This is a genomic window from Paenibacillus sp. IHBB 3054 (assembly GCF_051594305.1).
Taxonomy (GTDB): domain Bacteria; phylum Bacillota; class Bacilli; order Paenibacillales; family Paenibacillaceae; genus Paenibacillus_AQ.
This window is the reverse complement of record NZ_JBOFBG010000043.1, coordinates 1-15,398: the sequence shown is the minus strand read 5'-3', so window position 1 is coordinate 15,398 and position 15,398 is coordinate 1. Positions and strand designations below refer to the sequence as shown.

At 51.5% G+C, this 15,398-nt stretch carries 16 protein-coding genes; all 16 read left to right on the top strand.

Annotation, left to right across the window (positions count from 1 at the left end; translation table 11 throughout):
* Positions 1-16 precede the first annotated feature (16 nt).
* The 16 genes from nadB to lysS all read left to right on the top strand — a co-directional run bounded on the left by nadB (position 17) and on the right by lysS (position 15,205).
* Positions 17-1,633, top strand: a complete 1,617-nt coding sequence (nadB, locus tag ACQ76X_RS30125) for an L-aspartate oxidase (protein ID WP_438497447.1) — start codon at positions 17-19, stop codon at positions 1,631-1,633.
* The gene (gene nadC, locus ACQ76X_RS30120) at positions 1,623-2,498 is read left to right on the top strand and encodes a carboxylating nicotinate-nucleotide diphosphorylase (RefSeq protein WP_038584428.1); all 876 of its coding nucleotides are present in this window, start codon (positions 1,623-1,625) and stop codon (positions 2,496-2,498) included. Before nadB ends, nadC begins: the two co-directional genes overlap by 11 nt.
* Positions 2,495-3,262, top strand: coding sequence for a type III pantothenate kinase (locus ACQ76X_RS30115; RefSeq protein WP_038584431.1), 768 nt, complete (start codon positions 2,495-2,497; stop codon positions 3,260-3,262). The genes nadC and ACQ76X_RS30115 overlap by 4 nt, the downstream gene beginning before the upstream one ends.
* A gap of 46 nt (positions 3,263-3,308) precedes the next feature.
* Positions 3,309-4,193: an Hsp33 family molecular chaperone HslO gene (gene hslO, locus ACQ76X_RS30110; protein ID WP_438497446.1), complete on the top strand. Its 885-nt coding sequence runs from the start codon at positions 3,309-3,311 to the stop codon at positions 4,191-4,193.
* A gap of 8 nt (positions 4,194-4,201) precedes the next feature.
* Entirely contained in the window at positions 4,202-5,146 is a 945-nt protein-coding gene (locus tag ACQ76X_RS30105; RefSeq protein WP_438497445.1) for a peptidyl-prolyl cis-trans isomerase, read from the top strand.
* Between the two features lie 204 nt (positions 5,147-5,350).
* Positions 5,351-6,289 (top strand): cysteine synthase A, encoded by a 939-nt coding sequence (gene cysK / locus ACQ76X_RS30100; protein WP_038584437.1) that lies wholly within the window; start codon positions 5,351-5,353, stop codon positions 6,287-6,289.
* A gap of 331 nt (positions 6,290-6,620) precedes the next feature.
* On the top strand, positions 6,621-8,240 hold the full coding sequence (locus ACQ76X_RS30095) for an anthranilate synthase component I family protein (RefSeq protein ID WP_438497444.1): 1,620 nt from the start codon (positions 6,621-6,623) through the stop codon (positions 8,238-8,240).
* Positions 8,237-8,818, top strand: coding sequence for an aminodeoxychorismate/anthranilate synthase component II (gene pabA, locus ACQ76X_RS30090; RefSeq protein ID WP_438497443.1), 582 nt, complete (start codon positions 8,237-8,239; stop codon positions 8,816-8,818). Before ACQ76X_RS30095 ends, pabA begins: the two co-directional genes overlap by 4 nt.
* The gene (locus ACQ76X_RS30085) at positions 8,815-9,696 is read left to right on the top strand and encodes an aminotransferase class IV (RefSeq protein WP_438497442.1); all 882 of its coding nucleotides are present in this window, start codon (positions 8,815-8,817) and stop codon (positions 9,694-9,696) included. Before pabA ends, ACQ76X_RS30085 begins: the two co-directional genes overlap by 4 nt.
* A complete protein-coding gene (folP, locus tag ACQ76X_RS30080) occupies positions 9,693-10,550 on the top strand; it encodes a dihydropteroate synthase (RefSeq protein WP_438497441.1) in 858 nt (285 codons plus the stop codon). The genes ACQ76X_RS30085 and folP overlap by 4 nt, the downstream gene beginning before the upstream one ends.
* A 48-nt stretch (positions 10,551-10,598) precedes the next feature.
* Positions 10,599-10,961, top strand: coding sequence for a dihydroneopterin aldolase (gene folB / locus ACQ76X_RS30075; protein ID WP_076113651.1), 363 nt, complete (start codon positions 10,599-10,601; stop codon positions 10,959-10,961).
* A gap of 10 nt (positions 10,962-10,971) precedes the next feature.
* Positions 10,972-11,523, top strand: a complete 552-nt coding sequence (gene folK / locus ACQ76X_RS30070; protein ID WP_342437869.1) for a 2-amino-4-hydroxy-6-hydroxymethyldihydropteridine diphosphokinase — start codon at positions 10,972-10,974, stop codon at positions 11,521-11,523.
* Positions 11,475-11,684: a helix-turn-helix domain-containing protein gene (locus ACQ76X_RS30065; RefSeq protein ID WP_038584458.1), complete on the top strand. Its 210-nt coding sequence runs from the start codon at positions 11,475-11,477 to the stop codon at positions 11,682-11,684. Before folK ends, ACQ76X_RS30065 begins: the two co-directional genes overlap by 49 nt.
* A gap of 46 nt (positions 11,685-11,730) precedes the next feature.
* Positions 11,731-12,747, top strand: a complete 1,017-nt coding sequence (gene dusB / locus ACQ76X_RS30060; protein WP_438497440.1) for a tRNA dihydrouridine synthase DusB — start codon at positions 11,731-11,733, stop codon at positions 12,745-12,747.
* 203 nt (positions 12,748-12,950) lie between these two features.
* Entirely contained in the window at positions 12,951-13,430 is a 480-nt protein-coding gene (greA, locus tag ACQ76X_RS30055) for a transcription elongation factor GreA (RefSeq protein ID WP_038584463.1), read from the top strand.
* Positions 13,431-13,687: 257 nt separating this feature from the next.
* Positions 13,688-15,205, top strand: coding sequence for a lysine--tRNA ligase (lysS, locus tag ACQ76X_RS30050; protein WP_156130789.1), 1,518 nt, complete (start codon positions 13,688-13,690; stop codon positions 15,203-15,205).
* Positions 15,206-15,398 lie beyond the last annotated feature (193 nt).

Sequence of the window (15,398 nt, the reverse complement as noted above, 5' to 3'; positions counted from 1 at the left end):
CAGGTGAAAAGCGGTCATGATTCCACAGTATTTGGTTGATTTCGACCTTCGCGAGCTTCCTACAATAAAGACGGATTGCATTGTTATCGGTTCAGGTATCGCCGGATTGTTCACGGCTATTAAAGCGAGTGAAGACCGGCATGTCATTATGATTACTAAAAAAACGCTGATGGAGAGCAATACTAGATATGCTCAGGGAGGAATTGCCGCTGTAATAGCCGAAGATGACTCTCCGGCATATCACCGCCAGGATACACTAATGGCTGGTGCAGGGCTCTGCTCCTCGGCTGCTGTTGATGTATTGGTGAATGAAGGACCGGGCGGGGTGCATGAGCTGATCCGGCTCGGCACCGTATTTGACAAGGAAGATGGCATATTAGCTTTGACTCAAGAAGGAGCACACAGCCACCGCCGGATTCTGCATGCCAACGGGGATGCTACGGGCTTTGAAATTGTGCGTGCACTCTCTGAACAGGTTACTGAACATGACAATATAGAGGTATGGGATGATCATTATGTCATTGATCTCGTTACCGAGGGCGGCGAATGCCTTGGGGCGCTGGTACAGCGGCCGGGCGGAGGCAGATTGTTCCTGCAGGCCGATGCAACGATTCTATGCTCCGGGGGGGCGGGACAATTGTACCGCTATACTACTAATCCGGAAGTTGCGACCGGAGACGGCGTAGCCATCGCTTACCGGGCCGGAGCCCATGTGCGCGACATGGAATTTATCCAATTCCATCCGACGGCGCTTAGTTATCCGGGAGCCCCGAGGTTTCTGATCTCGGAAGCGGTACGCGGCGAGGGCGCCGTGCTGCGCAATATCAATGGAGAGCGGTTCATGGAACGATATCACGAGCTGCTGGAACTGGCACCCCGCGATATCGTGGCCAGGGCCATTGTCAGTGAGATGGAGCTGACCAAGTCGACCTTTGTCTATTTGGATATTACGCATGAATCGGCCGATATGGTCAAACATCGTTTTCCCACGATATACGAGACATGTATGGGCTACGGACTGGATATTACAACGGACTGGATTCCCGTGGCTCCTGCTGCGCATTATATGATGGGGGGCATTAAGACCGATCTCAACGGAGAGAGCAATATCTCCCGTTTATTCGCCTGCGGTGAGGTGTCTTCCACCGGGGTGCATGGTGCCAACCGCTTGGCTAGCAATTCTTTGTCCGAGGCCATTGTGTTCGGGCGGCGGATTATTGAACGCATTCGCCAGCTTCCTCCGCTCCCGCGGGAGACGATTTCGGCAGTCAGTCAGCAAGGCCGTGTTGAGTCTCCTACACAAGCTATTGTGGAGCGGCGGCTTAAGCTGCAGAAGGTAATGGTCCGTTACGCCGGATTGCGGCGGAATGAGGAGATGTTGTCCAAGGGGCTGGAGGAATTGAAACGGCAGCTGCCGATTTTTGCTTCGGCGCTGACCAAACGTGAGGAGTACGAGTTCGCCAATATGCTGACCTGCTGCCTGCTGATTACGGAATCGGCTTTGGCGCGGGAGGAGAGCCGCGGAGCACATTACCGTGAAGACTATCCGCTGCGGAATGATGCAGAGTGGCAGAAACATCTGCTACAGATTCGCGAACTGGGAATAGTGGAGGAATTAAGTGATGATGTTTAATGGATATAATGAAGAGCTGGTACAGGCAATTAAAGGCTGGCTGCAGGAGGATGTGGGCTCCGGGGATATAACGACCCGTACGACGATACCTGCAGGCCATGAGTCCAAGGGCATTATTCATGCCAAAGAGGACGGCATTATCTGCGGAATCCCTGTAGCGGAGCTTGTGTTTGAAATTGTGGATCCGTCACTTGTGTTCACGGCACTGGTGCAAGAAGGCCAGAGTGTGTCCAAGGGAACGGTTATCGCAGAAGTTGAAGGCAGCACGCATGCGATCCTCACCGGGGAACGGCTGGCACTTAATTTGATGCAGCGGTTGTCCGGGGTGGCTTCACGTACCGCCTCCTTCGTTCAGGAGCTTCATGGCTTGCCGACACGTCTGGTGGATACGCGCAAGACAACACCCGGTCACCGGATGCTGGAGAAATACGCAGTACGGGTAGGTGGTGGAGCGAATCACCGATTCGGATTATATGATGCGGTAATGATTAAGGACAACCATATCAAAGGCGCTGGCGGAATCCGTCAGGCTGTAGGACGTGCACGGGCTAATATTCCGCATACAATGACGATTGAAGTAGAGACGGAAAACCTTGAGCAGGTGGAGGAAGCACTTGTTGCCGGAGCCGATATCATCATGCTTGATAATATGTCTCCTGAACTGATGAAGGAAGCTGTGAGAAGAATTAAGGCGAAATCGCCTCATGTCAAGACTGAAGCATCGGGTAATGTATCTTTGGAAACGGTTCGCCGTATCGCAGAGTCCGGCGTTGATGTAATTTCAGTGGGCCGGCTCACCTATTCTTTCTCCAGTCTGGATATCAGTCTGGATCTGAATGCGAAGAAGGAGGGCCCGCTGTCATGATGCTCGCCGTCGATATCGGCAATACCAATATTGTTCTCGGTGTGTACCGGCAGCGTGAGCTGCTGCACCACTTCAGGCTTAATACTGCACGCCAGTCCACTGTGGATGAGTATGGAGTTCTGATCCATAATCTATTCAGCATGTCGGGACTTTCGGTGAAGGATATCGAAGGGGTTATTATCTCCTCGGTAGTTCCGCCGCTTGTTCAGGTCATCGTGGAGATGTGTGTGAAATATATTGGCAAGGATCCGCTGCTGGTAGGTCCAGGAATCAAGACTGGGCTTAACCTGCGCTATGAGAATCCTCGTGAGGTAGGCGCTGACCGGATTGTTAATGCGGTTGCTGCCATTGAGCAATATAAATGTCCGCTCGTTGTTGTTGATTTCGGAACTGCGACTACCTTCGATTGCATTGACGCAGGTGCCAATTATCTTGGCGGGGCGATTGTGCCGGGACTCGGCATTTCTACGGAGGCTTTATATCAGCGGGCTTCCAAACTGCCGCGAATTGAGCTGGAGAAGCCGAAGAAGGTAATCGGACGGAACACGGTCCACGCTATGCAGGCAGGGATTATTTTCGGCTATGCCGGGCAGGTTGAAGGAATTGTAAGGCGCATTAAGCTGGAAATGAATGCGCCGGTGCTGAAGGTCATCGCTACGGGTGGACTTGCCCCGCTCATTGCCGGTGAAACGGATTGTATTGATGAAGTGAATCCAATGCTGACGCTGGAAGGTCTGCGTATTATTTATGACCGCAACAAATAAAATAAAGAAGCCTTAAAGGGCAAGAGATAGGAGGAGTATGCACCCGATGGATAACAAAAGGGACCGGCTGGTCCGGGGAACGGCGCTGGATGGCAGAGTCAGAGCTTTTGCTGTGCGCACGACAGCGCTGGTTGATGAATTGCGGCGCAGACATGATACGTATCCAACGGCTACAGCCGCACTGGGCCGTACAGTTACCGCTGCAGCCATGATGGGCGCAATGCTCAAAGGTCAGGAGAAACTCGCCGTGATGGTCAAGGGCAATGGACCGATCGGACAGATTACTGCAGAATCAAATGCTTTTGGAGAGGTACGCGGTTATGTGACCAACCCGCATGTTCATCTGCCGAGCAATAGTCTTGGCAAGCTGGATGTCGCAGGCGCCGTGGGTACGGAAGGGTTTATTGATATCAGTAAGGATTTAGGCATGAAGGAGCCCTACCGGGGAAGTGTACCGATTATTTCCGGTGAGCTCGGCGATGATTTCACATATTATTTTGCAGTTTCCGAACAAACGCCGGCTGCGGTGGGTCTTGGTGTGCTGGTTGAAACCGATAATTCCGTGCGCGTAGCCGGAGGATTTATCGTACAACTGCTTCCAGGGCTTACGGATGAAGAGATCACCGAGATTGAGCGGGCGGTAGGGTCGCTGCCTTCAGTAACCGCTTTACTGGAGGAGGGGCTGGAACCCGAAGAGATGCTCCGTTATCTTTTACCGGATGCAGTGATTATGGATGAGCTGGATATCAATTTTGTCTGCCAATGCTCGCGTGAACGGGTGGAGCAGACCCTGGTCAGCTTGGGTGAGAAAGAGCTGGAACGTTTGATTGAAGAAGATGATCAGGCTGAGGTTGTCTGCCATTTTTGCAACGAGGCCTATGTTTTTAATAAGGATGAATTGCAGGTTATCCTGGATCAAGCGAAATCGTAGGGCTGGGGATGATGACAAGACAGGAGCGCGCGCTGCGCAATGCCGTTATTCTACTGGCTGTCGCGACTTTGATGCTCGGAGGTCTTTTATTCTGGAGTTTGCGGGCGATGTCCATTCTTAAAGGAGAGCCGGCGGACGGCGAGTCCTCGGACATCGCCTCTGCGGGAGGCCAACCGGTAACGGATCAAGCCTGGGTGGAGGAACTCAAAAAAAAGTACGGTAATGATGTGCTGCTGGGCATGCTTAATCATATTGTAGTCGACAAAGAAGCCAAGGCTCTTGGTGTTGCTGTGACAGATGTGGAGATTGAGCAGGAATTGAAGCGCAGCATGACCGGTTACGGTTCGGAAGAGCAATACTATGCCCAGATGCAGTCGGAGCTGGGGCTTTCCCGTCAGGAAGTGCGTGAAGAAGCGGTGTATCGTCTGACTCTTCAGGCAGTTGCAACTGCAGGCATTACAATTACTGATGCGGAAATTGATAATTATTTAGCGGAGAATTCCGAGCGGTTCACACCGAGGAAAGAAATGCAGCTCTCGATAATCAAGGTGGCCACCTACAGCGAAGCTGAGCGTGTAATGGACCGGCTGGAGCAAGGAGAGGACTTTGCTGCACTTGCCAAGGAATTATCCATAGATGAGGAAAGCCGGGGGCGCGGCGGCAGCATCGGAACGGTGGAGGAGGAGGATCCCTTTTGGCCGGAGGACCTGCTGAAGACGGCAGCGCAGCTTGACGAAGGGGATATCGCAGGTCCTCTGCAGACGGGCGATGATTATGCTATTATCCGGCTGGAGAAAATGATTGATCCCAAAAGCCAGGATCAGACGGAAATCCGTGAGCAGGTTCGCCGGGAGCTGGCACTGGAGCAGGCGGCTCCATTACAGCAGGTGGAGAGTGATTTGCGCGCTAAATATGATACAGCGATATATATTGACAACAGCCTGCAAGATTGATAATATGAAATTAAATGGAAAACCTACTGTTTTAGTCGGAAATAGATAGCGGCGGATCATATTTGGCCGTGGAACAGCGCTATAACTTGGTGCTGCGGTGTTGAATCTCCTGGTGCACACCCGGAATTACAAGCTGAAGACTTATCTATGTCACAAGTTATGCACCCATATATATCATTTATCATTCCAAGGAGGTTTTTACTCATGGCTAAAGTCGTCAACAGTGTAACAGATTTGATCGGAGGCACACCGCTCGTTCGTCTCAATCGTATTGTTCCTGAAGGATCAGCGGAAATTTATTTGAAGCTGGAATACCAAAACCCGGGCTCCAGCGTTAAAGACCGCATTGCCCTCAGTATTGTAGAAGAGGCTGAGAAGGAAGGTCTTCTGAAACCAGGCGGCACGATTGTAGAAGCAACCAGCGGCAATACAGGTATTGGCCTTGCGCTTGTAGCTGCAGCCAAAGGTTATAAGGCTATTATTGTTATGCCGGAAACGATGAGCCTTGAGCGCCGCAATCTGCTGCGTGCTTACGGCGCAGAGCTGGTGCTGACTCCAGGATCGGAAGGTATGAACGGTGCGGTTAAGAAAGCGGAGCAGATCTTAAGCGAGAACCCAAGCTTCTTCCTGGCTGAACAATTCAAGAACAAAGCCAACTTGAAAATCCACCTTGAAACAACCGGCCCGGAAATCGTGGAAGCCATTGAATCCATTGGTGGACCGCTGGATGCTTTCATCGCTGGCGTGGGTACAGGTGGAACTATCTCCGGTGCAGGTGAAGTGTTGAAGGGTCAATATCCTGATGTGAAGATTTATGCGGTAGAACCAGCTGCTTCGCCAATTCTGGCCGGCGGCAAACCGGGACCTCACAAAATTCAGGGGATTGGCGCAAACTTCATTCCTGAAATCCTCAACCAGGACATTTACGATGAGATCATTCACGTAGAGAACGATGAAGCATTTGAAACTGCTCGTCGTGTTGCTAAAGAGGAAGGCGTGTTGTCCGGTATTTCTTCCGGTGCAGCTGTATTCGCGGCTCTTAAAGTAGCTAAGGAACTGGGCGCAGGCAAAAAAGTAGTTGTGATCATCCCAAGTAACGGCGAACGCTACTTGAGCACACCGCTGTATAACTTCGAAGCATAATTGCTGACAAAGCAAATGACTAAGAGTCCTCGCATCCGCTAAGACAGGGATAACGAAGGCTCTTTTTTGTGCATGATGAAAGATATAATCCTCCCTGTGCTTCCACAGCAGATGAGGCTGGGGTCAGATGAAGCAGATTTTTTCAGAAAATCCAAGGTTCAGGCTTTTCAAAGCAGCACGAAGTACAGTATACTGACAGGCAATAAACTTTAGATTGCTTAATGCCAAGAAGCGTAGCTTCATAGAACTTAAGCGAATGCTTACGAAGCAAGTTTTGTTACGAAGCAATTTCAAGAAGCGCAGGCTTCACAAAACTTTTAGGAGGATGGCTTTGGAAATCATAACGGCTTGGCAGGATTGGGAGCAGTGGGCACAAGAGGACTGGAGCCTCCTCCCTTTAATCATAAAATCAACGCAGGACAAGGAGGGCTTGCCCTCTTCCTGGATGAAGGCCTGGCAGCTGGCCTCCCCCTATTCAGTGGTGCTGGAGAGCGGGAAAGGCGGACGATACACATACTTGGGGTTGCAGCCCGTTTCAATACTAAAAGGAAAAGGCGGGGATGCCGAGGTGCTCAGCTTGTCCCCTGAGGCAGCGGGAACGAATGAACCTGTGCCGCAAGCTGTGGAGCTGCAGGGAGAGCCGCTGAAAGTGCTGCAAAACTGGATGAGCGGCTTCACCTCGCCCAAACTGCAGGTTGCCGGCCTGCCCCCGTTCCGTGGAGGCTGTGCGGGGTTCCTCGGCTATGATGTAGTCCGCTCTCTGGAGCAACTCGCTGTGCTTGCCCAGGATGATCCCGGATTTCCGGACTATCTCTTCATGCGGCTGGAAGAGCTGTGGATCTATGATCATCTTGAGAACACGCTCTATTCCATCGTGCATGTGCCGGTTGCTGCTGCCAGCTCGTCTGAGCTGGGCGCTCTGAAGTCACTGTATCAAGACGCAATCGTCCGGGCAGAAGGCATGGTGGAACAGTGGCATGGGATATGCTCTGCTCCCGGCCTGGAGGAAGACCGCGAAGAGGAACGTGGAATTATCGCTGCTGTTGAATCAAGCGCCGACCTGTCCGGTGAATGGCCAGGCATGACCTCTGCTTTCTCGCCCGGGCAATTCCAGCAGGCTGTGCTTGACGTTCAGGAATACATCCGCCAGGGCGATGTATTCCAGGTCAACCTGTCGCTGCGTCAGGAGGCGCAGCTGAATTCCTCGCCGGAGGATGTGTATGAATGGCTGCGCAAGCTCAACCCGTCCCCGTACATGGGGCTAATGCGTTCGCCCGGCTTCGCACTCTCCAGCGCTTCGCCGGAGCTGCTGGTCAAGCTGCACGGGGACAAGGTCAGCGCACGCCCCATTGCCGGTACCCGGCGCAGGGGCCTGACTCCCGCGGAGGATGCCGCCATGGAGGCGGAGCTGCGCGGGAGCGAGAAGGAGATCGCCGAGCATATTATGCTTGTCGATCTGGAGAGAAACGACATCGGCCGGGTCGCGGCCTATGGATCGGTCAGCGTGCCGGAGCTGCTGACCGTGGAGCGATACTCGCATGTCATGCATCTCGTCTCGCAGGTCGAGGGCAGCATCGCCCCCGGCAAGGATGCTTATGATGTCATGGCCGCCTTGTTCCCCGGCGGCACCATTACCGGCGCTCCCAAGGTGCGGACAATGGAAATCATCGAGGAGCTGGAGCCGGTACGGCGTGGTCCATATACTGGATCACTGGGCTGGATTGACTATAACGGCAATATGGAATTAAATATTATTATAAGAACACTGGCGGTGAAGGACGGAGTCGGGTATATTCAGACGGGCGCGGGCATTGTGATTGATTCCGATCCGTACCGCGAATACCGGGAATGCCATAATAAAGCCAAAGCGGTTGTGAAGGCGGTTCTCTGCAGTGAACATCAGCAGGAATTGCGGACGACCGGCGGCGCCGAAGGGGGAGCAATACAATGATCTTGGTCATCGATAATTATGATTCCTTTACGTACAATCTGGTGCAATACCTGGGTGAGCTGGGGGAAGAAGTGAAAGTATTCCGCAACGATGAAATCAGTATTCAGGAGATAGAGGCGCTGGCTCCGGACCATATTTTGATCTCTCCCGGACCTTGTACACCGAACGAAGCCGGCATCAGTCTGGAAGTGCTGCAGCATTTCAAGGGGGTCATACCGATCTTTGGAGTCTGTCTCGGACATCAGGCTATTGGACAGGCCTTTGGCGGCAATGTTATCCGTGCGGAGCGTCTGATGCATGGCAAAACATCGCCGATTCACCATCACGGCACATCCGTATTTGAAGGACTGGAATCTCCCTTTACCGCAACCCGCTATCATTCCCTGATTGTAGAGCGTGAGAGTCTGCCGGATTGTCTGGAGATTACAGCCGAGACTGCGGAAGGCGAAATTATGGCGCTGCGCCATAAAGAGTACCCGATTGAAGGCGTGCAGTTCCACCCTGAATCGATTATTACGGATCATGGGCACATCATGCTGCGCAACTTCCTGAAACGGAGAACCGGGGAAACGGCATGAAATATATAGGGCTCAACAAAAGCGTAGTTGAGGCTAAAGACGCCGTGGTCTCCACCTTGGATCACGGTTTTTTATACGGTATGGGCTTGTTTGAAACCTTTCGCACCTATAACGGCGTGCCCTTCCTGCTGCGCCGTCATCTGGACAGACTGGCTGAGGGCTGCAGGCAGCTAGGCATTCCGTTTGAACCGGATGAAGCGTCCTTGCGGGACTGGATTACACGGGTGATGGACAAAAACGAACTGAAGGATGCCTATATACGGTACACAGTTACAGCCGGTGAGGACATTCTTGGCCTTCCGGCTGGTGACTATAGCCGCCCGAATCATTTGCTCTATATCAAAGAATTGCCGCGCCAGCCAGCCGCTCTCTACAGTGAAGGCAAAGGGCTGCAGCTGTTGCAGCTGCGGCGTAATACCCCCGAAGGACCGGTAAGGCTCAAGTCACTCCACTATATGAACAATATACTGGCCAAGCGGGAGCTTGCCGGATATGCCTCTGCGGCCGGCGGCACGGAAGGGCTTATGCTGACTGCAGAAGGGAACATTGCTGAGGGAATTGTGAGCAATATTTTTTTCATCAGCAATAAGGTGCTGCACACGCCTGACCTGGCCACAGGCATCCTTCCGGGAATTACCCGGGAAATGGTCCTGAAGCTGGCTCCTGCCGCCGGACTCCGCGTGGAAGAGGGATTGTACCGCTGGGAACAGCTTCAGGCTGCCGATGAGGTGTTTCTCACCAATTCGGTGCAGGAGATTGTCCCGGTTACCACACTGTGGCACGGTGATGAGGCGCTGACTGTAGGCACAGGGCGCTGCGGGCCACACACGGCGCAATTGATTGCTTTATACAGGGAAAGGACGGGAGAGCCGGTATGAGACCCGTAATCTATAAGCGGACCTACCGCTGGAACAACAGCGAGCTGATCCTTGGTGACCGAACGTTAATTATGGGCATTTTAAATGTAACCCCGGATTCCTTCTCTGATGGCGGACTATGGAATGAACCGGATCAAGCGGTAGAACATGCGCTGCAAATGGCTGCTGAAGGTGCCGATATTATCGATATAGGCGGAGAGTCAACCCGTCCCGGCCATCAACCGGTGAGTCTGGAAGAGGAGCTGGCCCGTGTACTGCCTGTTATCGAGAGTATCCACCGCGCTGCACCTCAGTTGATATTATCCATAGATACCTATAAGGCGGAGGTGGCACGTCAGGCGATTCGGGCAGGGGCGCATATCATCAACGATATTTGGGGGTGCAAAGCCGATCCTGATATGGCAGCTGTGGCTGCTGAGGCGGACTGTCCGATTATTTTGATGCACAACCGCCACGACCGGAATTATCAGAATTTGGCCACGGATATGGCGGCTGACCTCAATGGCAGCATCAACCTGGCGCTGGAGGCCGGGGTGAAGCCGCATAATATCATCCTTGATCCAGGCATTGGTTTTGCCAAGGATTATGCGGAGAATTTGCAGGCGATGATGGTACTGGATGAACTGGCGATGCTGGGTTATCCCATGTTGCTTGCCACTTCCCGCAAAAAATTCATCCGTACCGTGCTGGACCTCCCGTCTGATGATGTGATGGAGGGAACCGCCGCTACCGTTGCATTCGGCATTGCCCAAGGCTGCCAGATTGTGCGGGTGCATGATGTGGCCACGATGAAACGTACCGTACTTATGTGTGATGCGATGCTCTATGCCGCCTCTCCGCGGTTGCATGAATAGATGGCTATTGCTGAACGAACTATTTTGTCTTAGAAAGCAGGTATCAGGATGGATAAAATGAAGCTGCACCGCATGGAGTATTATGGATATCATGGTGTGTTCGAAGAGGAACGCAAGCTTGGACAACGTTACTATATTGACCTGGAGCTGGAGCTTGATCTGCGGGGGGCTGGTCTTCAGGATGATCTGGATCAAACCGTAAATTACGCCGAAGTGCATGCGCTCGTCAAAAAAATTGTCGAAACAAAGTCCTTTAAGCTGATTGAAGCTTTGGCGGAACATATTGCATCCTCAGTACTGGACACTTATACTATTATCAATGCAGTAACAGTCAAAGTAACCAAGCCGCATCCGCCGTTCGACATTCATTTTCAGGGAGTGACTGTAGAACTGCATAGAACGAGAAAGTGAGACAAGGCCCATGACTATACACTCCACCTCTGAGGTATCAGAGGCTTATATTGCTTTAGGGGCCAATTTGGGTGACCGCGAAGGCACCTTGAAGGAAGCTTTGAACAGGCTGGATCATTATGACGGGATTGAAGTTGTACGCTGCTCCAATGTATATGAGACAGAGCCTGTCGGCTATCTCGACCAGCCGCAGTTTTTGAATATGGCAGCCGCCCTCCGCACCACGCTTGCGCCGGAGAACTTGCTTCATGTGATGCTCGACATTGAAGCGCAGCTAGGCCGGGTTCGTGATATCCGTTATGGCCCGAGAACAGTGGATCTTGATTTATTGTGGGTAGAAGGACAGAGCTATGATACGGCAGATTTAACGCTTCCGCATCCCCGGATGCTGGAACGGGCGTTTGTGCTGTTTCCGCTCAGTGACATCGTACTGCTGGATGAGGATTCTTCCGGACTCCGGGGAATCATTACAGCAGCGCTGCAGGATATAGACGGAAAGGAAGGAATGCGCTTGTGGACATCAAACGTATGGGAACGCGGGTCAGAGCATTCCGAAAGCTGAAAGGATACACCCAGCAAGAGTTGGCGGATTCTGTCGGAATTTCACTGGCTGTGCTAGGCGCAGTCGAGAGGGGAAACCGACATTTGGAAGATAAAATTTTAAATAAAATTGCGGATGTTCTTGAGGTTTCAGTCGAGGAGTTGGCCAATCCCTCTACTTAGGAAGACGTCCATTCATTAAAAATAGAACTAAAGGAAGTGAAGAAATGTGCTGAAAATTGGCGGCATTGAGATGAAGAACCAGGTCGTTCTGGCGCCTATGGCCGGTGTATGTAATCCAGCGTTCCGGCTGATTGCAAAAGAATTCGGCACCGGCTTGGTATGTGCGGAAATGGTCAGTGACAAAGCTATTCTGCACGGCAATTCGCGTACGCGTGAGATGCTGTTCGTGGATGAACGGGAGAAGCCGCTTAGCCTGCAGATTTTTGGCGGAGACCGTAAGTCGCTCGTTGAGGCGGCCAAAGTTGTGGATAAGGAGACCAATGCCGATATTATCGACATTAATATGGGGTGTCCCGTACCGAAAGTAACAAAATGTGATGCCGGGGCCCGCTGGCTGCTGAATCCGGACAAGATCTACGAGATGGTCTCGGCGGTTGTAGAAGCCGTTGACAAGCCGGTTACCGTAAAAATGCGGATCGGCTGGGACAGCGAGCATATCTTTGTAGAAGAGAATGCCCGCGCAGTGGAACGTGCCGGAGGCCAGGCTGTCAGTGTGCATGGGCGTACCCGTGAGCAGCTCTACACCGGCCATGCCGACTGGAAGTATATTAAAATGGCTAAAGAGGCTGTTTCGATTCCTGTCATCGGCAACGGTGACGTTAACACACCTGAGGATGCCCGGGCGATGCTGGATCAGACCGGCTGCGACGGGGTTATGATTGGACGCGGCGCGCTGGGCAATCCATGGATGCTTTACCGGACCATTCAATATTTGAGCACAGGTGAGCTGACGCCTGAACCCGGAGCGGAAGAGAAGATTAAAGTGGCGATTCTTCATATGGACCGTTTGGTTGCCCTTAAAGGCGAGGCGGTAGCGGTTCGTGAAATGCGTAAGCATTTGGCCTGGTATTTAAAAGGTCTTAAGGCTGCTGCCCGCGTAAAGGATGTCATTATGGAAGAAACCAAACGCGATGAAATGGTGCGGATCTTGAATGATTTTGTCGTACAGCTTAAAGATGAAGAAGAACAAGAGGGCCGTAATCCGTCTCTCTCGGCAGTTTAATTACCGTCTCCACTGGCTTTAAGAGATAACACCGGAACATTATATGGGGCGTCATTGACATTTTGTAGCGGTTCCAATATAATTTCACAGTATAAAATCGCCGTTACAGCAAGGGCAATGCAGCATGGAGGGTTCTTATCCCTCTGGATTCGCATATAGTATGGTGTTTTCAATAAATGTATACGACAGGAGAATCGGTTGAGATGAGCGATAAAGAAGTCATCCTTACGCCGGACGGACTTAAGCGTCTGGAAGAAGAACTGGAGACCCTCAAATCCGTGAAACGCCGCGAAGTGGCCGAACGGATTAAAGTGGCGATTGGCTACGGAGATATCAGCGAGAACTCCGAATATGAGGACGCGAAGAATGAACAGGCCTTTATCGAAGGGCGTATTATCACTTTGGAAAAAATGCTCCGCAACGCGCGCATCATCAATAGCGATGAGATCGTTACCGATGTGGTAAGTATCGGGGTTACTGTAAGCGTTGAAGATATGGAATATGGCGATGTGATGGAATATACAATCGTTGGTACAGCCGAATCCGATCCGCTTAACAATAAAATCTCCAATGAAAGCCCGGTAGGCAGAGCTATTATCGGTAAGAAAATCGGCACTGTTGTAGATGTTAGTGTACCTGCAGGAGTCATTCAATATAAAATTCTTGATATCCGAATGAAGTAATCTACAGGCGCTTTGCGCCTGTGAATAGACATGCTGCCCTCGCACAGAGAACTGCACTGCACTGGCAGAAGAAGGAACAGGGCCCGGAAAGCTTCCTTAGGGAAGCTTTTTTCTAAATAAAGAAGAGATATCGCCCGAAAAATATGGCTGAACACATATAGCTTATATTTTGTACTGGAACGGACTGCCCTCAATTATGAGGGTGGAGCCGTTTCTTCTTGTGTATATGACATGAGGCATTAGAGAGGATGAGGAACATGACTGAGGAAATGAATACCGTGGAAACCACGGAAAAAGAGCTTAGTGAGCTGTTGCAGATTCGCCGTGCTAAATTGGACGAGCTGCGGGCACTGGGAATTGACCCGTTTGGCAAAAAATATGACCGCACAGCAGGTGCCGGGGACCTTCTGGCTAAGTATGACGGACAAACAAAAGAGGAATTGGACGAGCTGGCTCTGGAAGTCAGCATTGCCGGTCGGATTATGGCTAAACGTGTCATGGGTAAGGCAAGTTTTGCCCACATCCAGGATCTTAGCGGCAAAATCCAAATTTATGTGCGTCAGGACAGCATCCCTGAGGCGCAATACGCAGCCTTTAATGTTCTCGATTTGGGCGATATTATCGGAGTGCGCGGTATCGTATTTAAAACAAAAACTGGCGAAACCTCTATTAAAGTGTCCAATCTTGAGGTTTTGTCCAAATCTCTGCTGCCGCTGCCTGAGAAGTACCATGGCCTGAAGGATGTTGAACTGCGCTACCGCCAGCGTTATGTAGATCTGATCATTAACCCTGAAGTACAGCAGACCTTTATTGCCCGTTCACGGATCATCCAGTCGATGCGCCGTTACCTGGACTCCCTTGGCTACCTTGAGGTTGAAACTCCAACACTTCATGCGATTGCCGGTGGAGCCGCTGCACGTCCGTTCATCACATACCACAATACGCTGGATATGCAGCTGTATATGCGGATTGCGATTGAACTGCATCTGAAACGTCTGATTGTCGGCGGACTCGAAAAAGTTTATGAAATCGGCCGTGTATACCGCAATGAGGGCATTTCGACGCGTCATAATCCTGAGTTCACCATGATTGAGCTGTATGAGGCTTATGCCGACTACAAGGATATTATGCATTTGACCGAGAGCATGATTGCTCATATCGCCCAAGAGGTTCTTGGCAGCCAGAAGATCAACTATCAAGGCCAGGAAGTGGACCTCTCGCCAGGATGGCGCCGTGTGACCATGGTTGATGCCGTCAAAGAAGTGACGGGTGTCGACTTTGGCGTTCAGATGACGGATGAAGAAGCACAGCGTTTGGCCAAGGAGCACCGTGTACCGGTTGAAAAGCATATGACCTTCGGCCATATCCTGAATGCCTTCTTTGAGCAGTTTGTTGAGGAAACATTGATTCAGCCTACATTTGTAATGGGTCACCCGGTTGAAATCTCGCCGCTGGCCAAAAAGAACGATCAAGACCCGCGGTTTACCGATCGCTTTGAGCTGTTTATCGTCGCACGCGAGCACGCTAATGCCTTTAGTGAGCTGAACGACCCGATTGACCAGCGTCAGCGCTTTGAAGCACAGATTCAGGAGAAGGAGCAGGGCAATGATGAAGCCCATGAGATGGACGATGACTTCATCCGTGCTCTGGAATATGGTATGCCTCCTACAGGCGGACTGGGAATCGGTGTAGACCGTCTGATCATGCTGCTGACCAATGCTGCCTCAATTCGTGATGTTCTGCTGTTCCCGCATATGCGCAACAAGACAGAATAATTTCAAATGTTCTATTTCACAGAGCCAAGGGGCGCTGTATTGTACAGCAGTTCCTTGGCTCTGTGGGTTTAGAATGATGGCTTAGAATTGGTGTAATGGATTACGGGGTATGCGGGAAGCGGTGTATCCAACCTAATTTAAAAAAATGCTTGCAATGCTGACCCATACATGATATATTCTATTTCTGGCCGCG

Coding starts and splice junctions, on each gene's coding strand:
- nadB (WP_438497447.1), top strand. CDS start 17: ATGATTCCACAGTATTTGGTTGATTTCGACCTTCGCGAGCTTCCTACA.
- nadC (WP_038584428.1), top strand. CDS start 1,623: ATGATGTTTAATGGATATAATGAAGAGCTGGTACAGGCAATTAAAGGC.
- ACQ76X_RS30115 (WP_038584431.1), top strand. CDS start 2,495: ATGATGCTCGCCGTCGATATCGGCAATACCAATATTGTTCTCGGTGTG.
- hslO (WP_438497446.1), top strand. CDS start 3,309: ATGGATAACAAAAGGGACCGGCTGGTCCGGGGAACGGCGCTGGATGGC.
- ACQ76X_RS30105 (WP_438497445.1), top strand. CDS start 4,202: ATGATGACAAGACAGGAGCGCGCGCTGCGCAATGCCGTTATTCTACTG.
- cysK (WP_038584437.1), top strand. CDS start 5,351: ATGGCTAAAGTCGTCAACAGTGTAACAGATTTGATCGGAGGCACACCG.
- pabA (WP_438497443.1), top strand. CDS start 8,237: ATGATCTTGGTCATCGATAATTATGATTCCTTTACGTACAATCTGGTG.
- ACQ76X_RS30085 (WP_438497442.1), top strand. CDS start 8,815: ATGAAATATATAGGGCTCAACAAAAGCGTAGTTGAGGCTAAAGACGCC.
- folP (WP_438497441.1), top strand. CDS start 9,693: ATGAGACCCGTAATCTATAAGCGGACCTACCGCTGGAACAACAGCGAG.
- folB (WP_076113651.1), top strand. CDS start 10,599: ATGGATAAAATGAAGCTGCACCGCATGGAGTATTATGGATATCATGGT.
- folK (WP_342437869.1), top strand. CDS start 10,972: ATGACTATACACTCCACCTCTGAGGTATCAGAGGCTTATATTGCTTTA.
- greA (WP_038584463.1), top strand. CDS start 12,951: ATGAGCGATAAAGAAGTCATCCTTACGCCGGACGGACTTAAGCGTCTG.
- lysS (WP_156130789.1), top strand. CDS start 13,688: ATGACTGAGGAAATGAATACCGTGGAAACCACGGAAAAAGAGCTTAGT.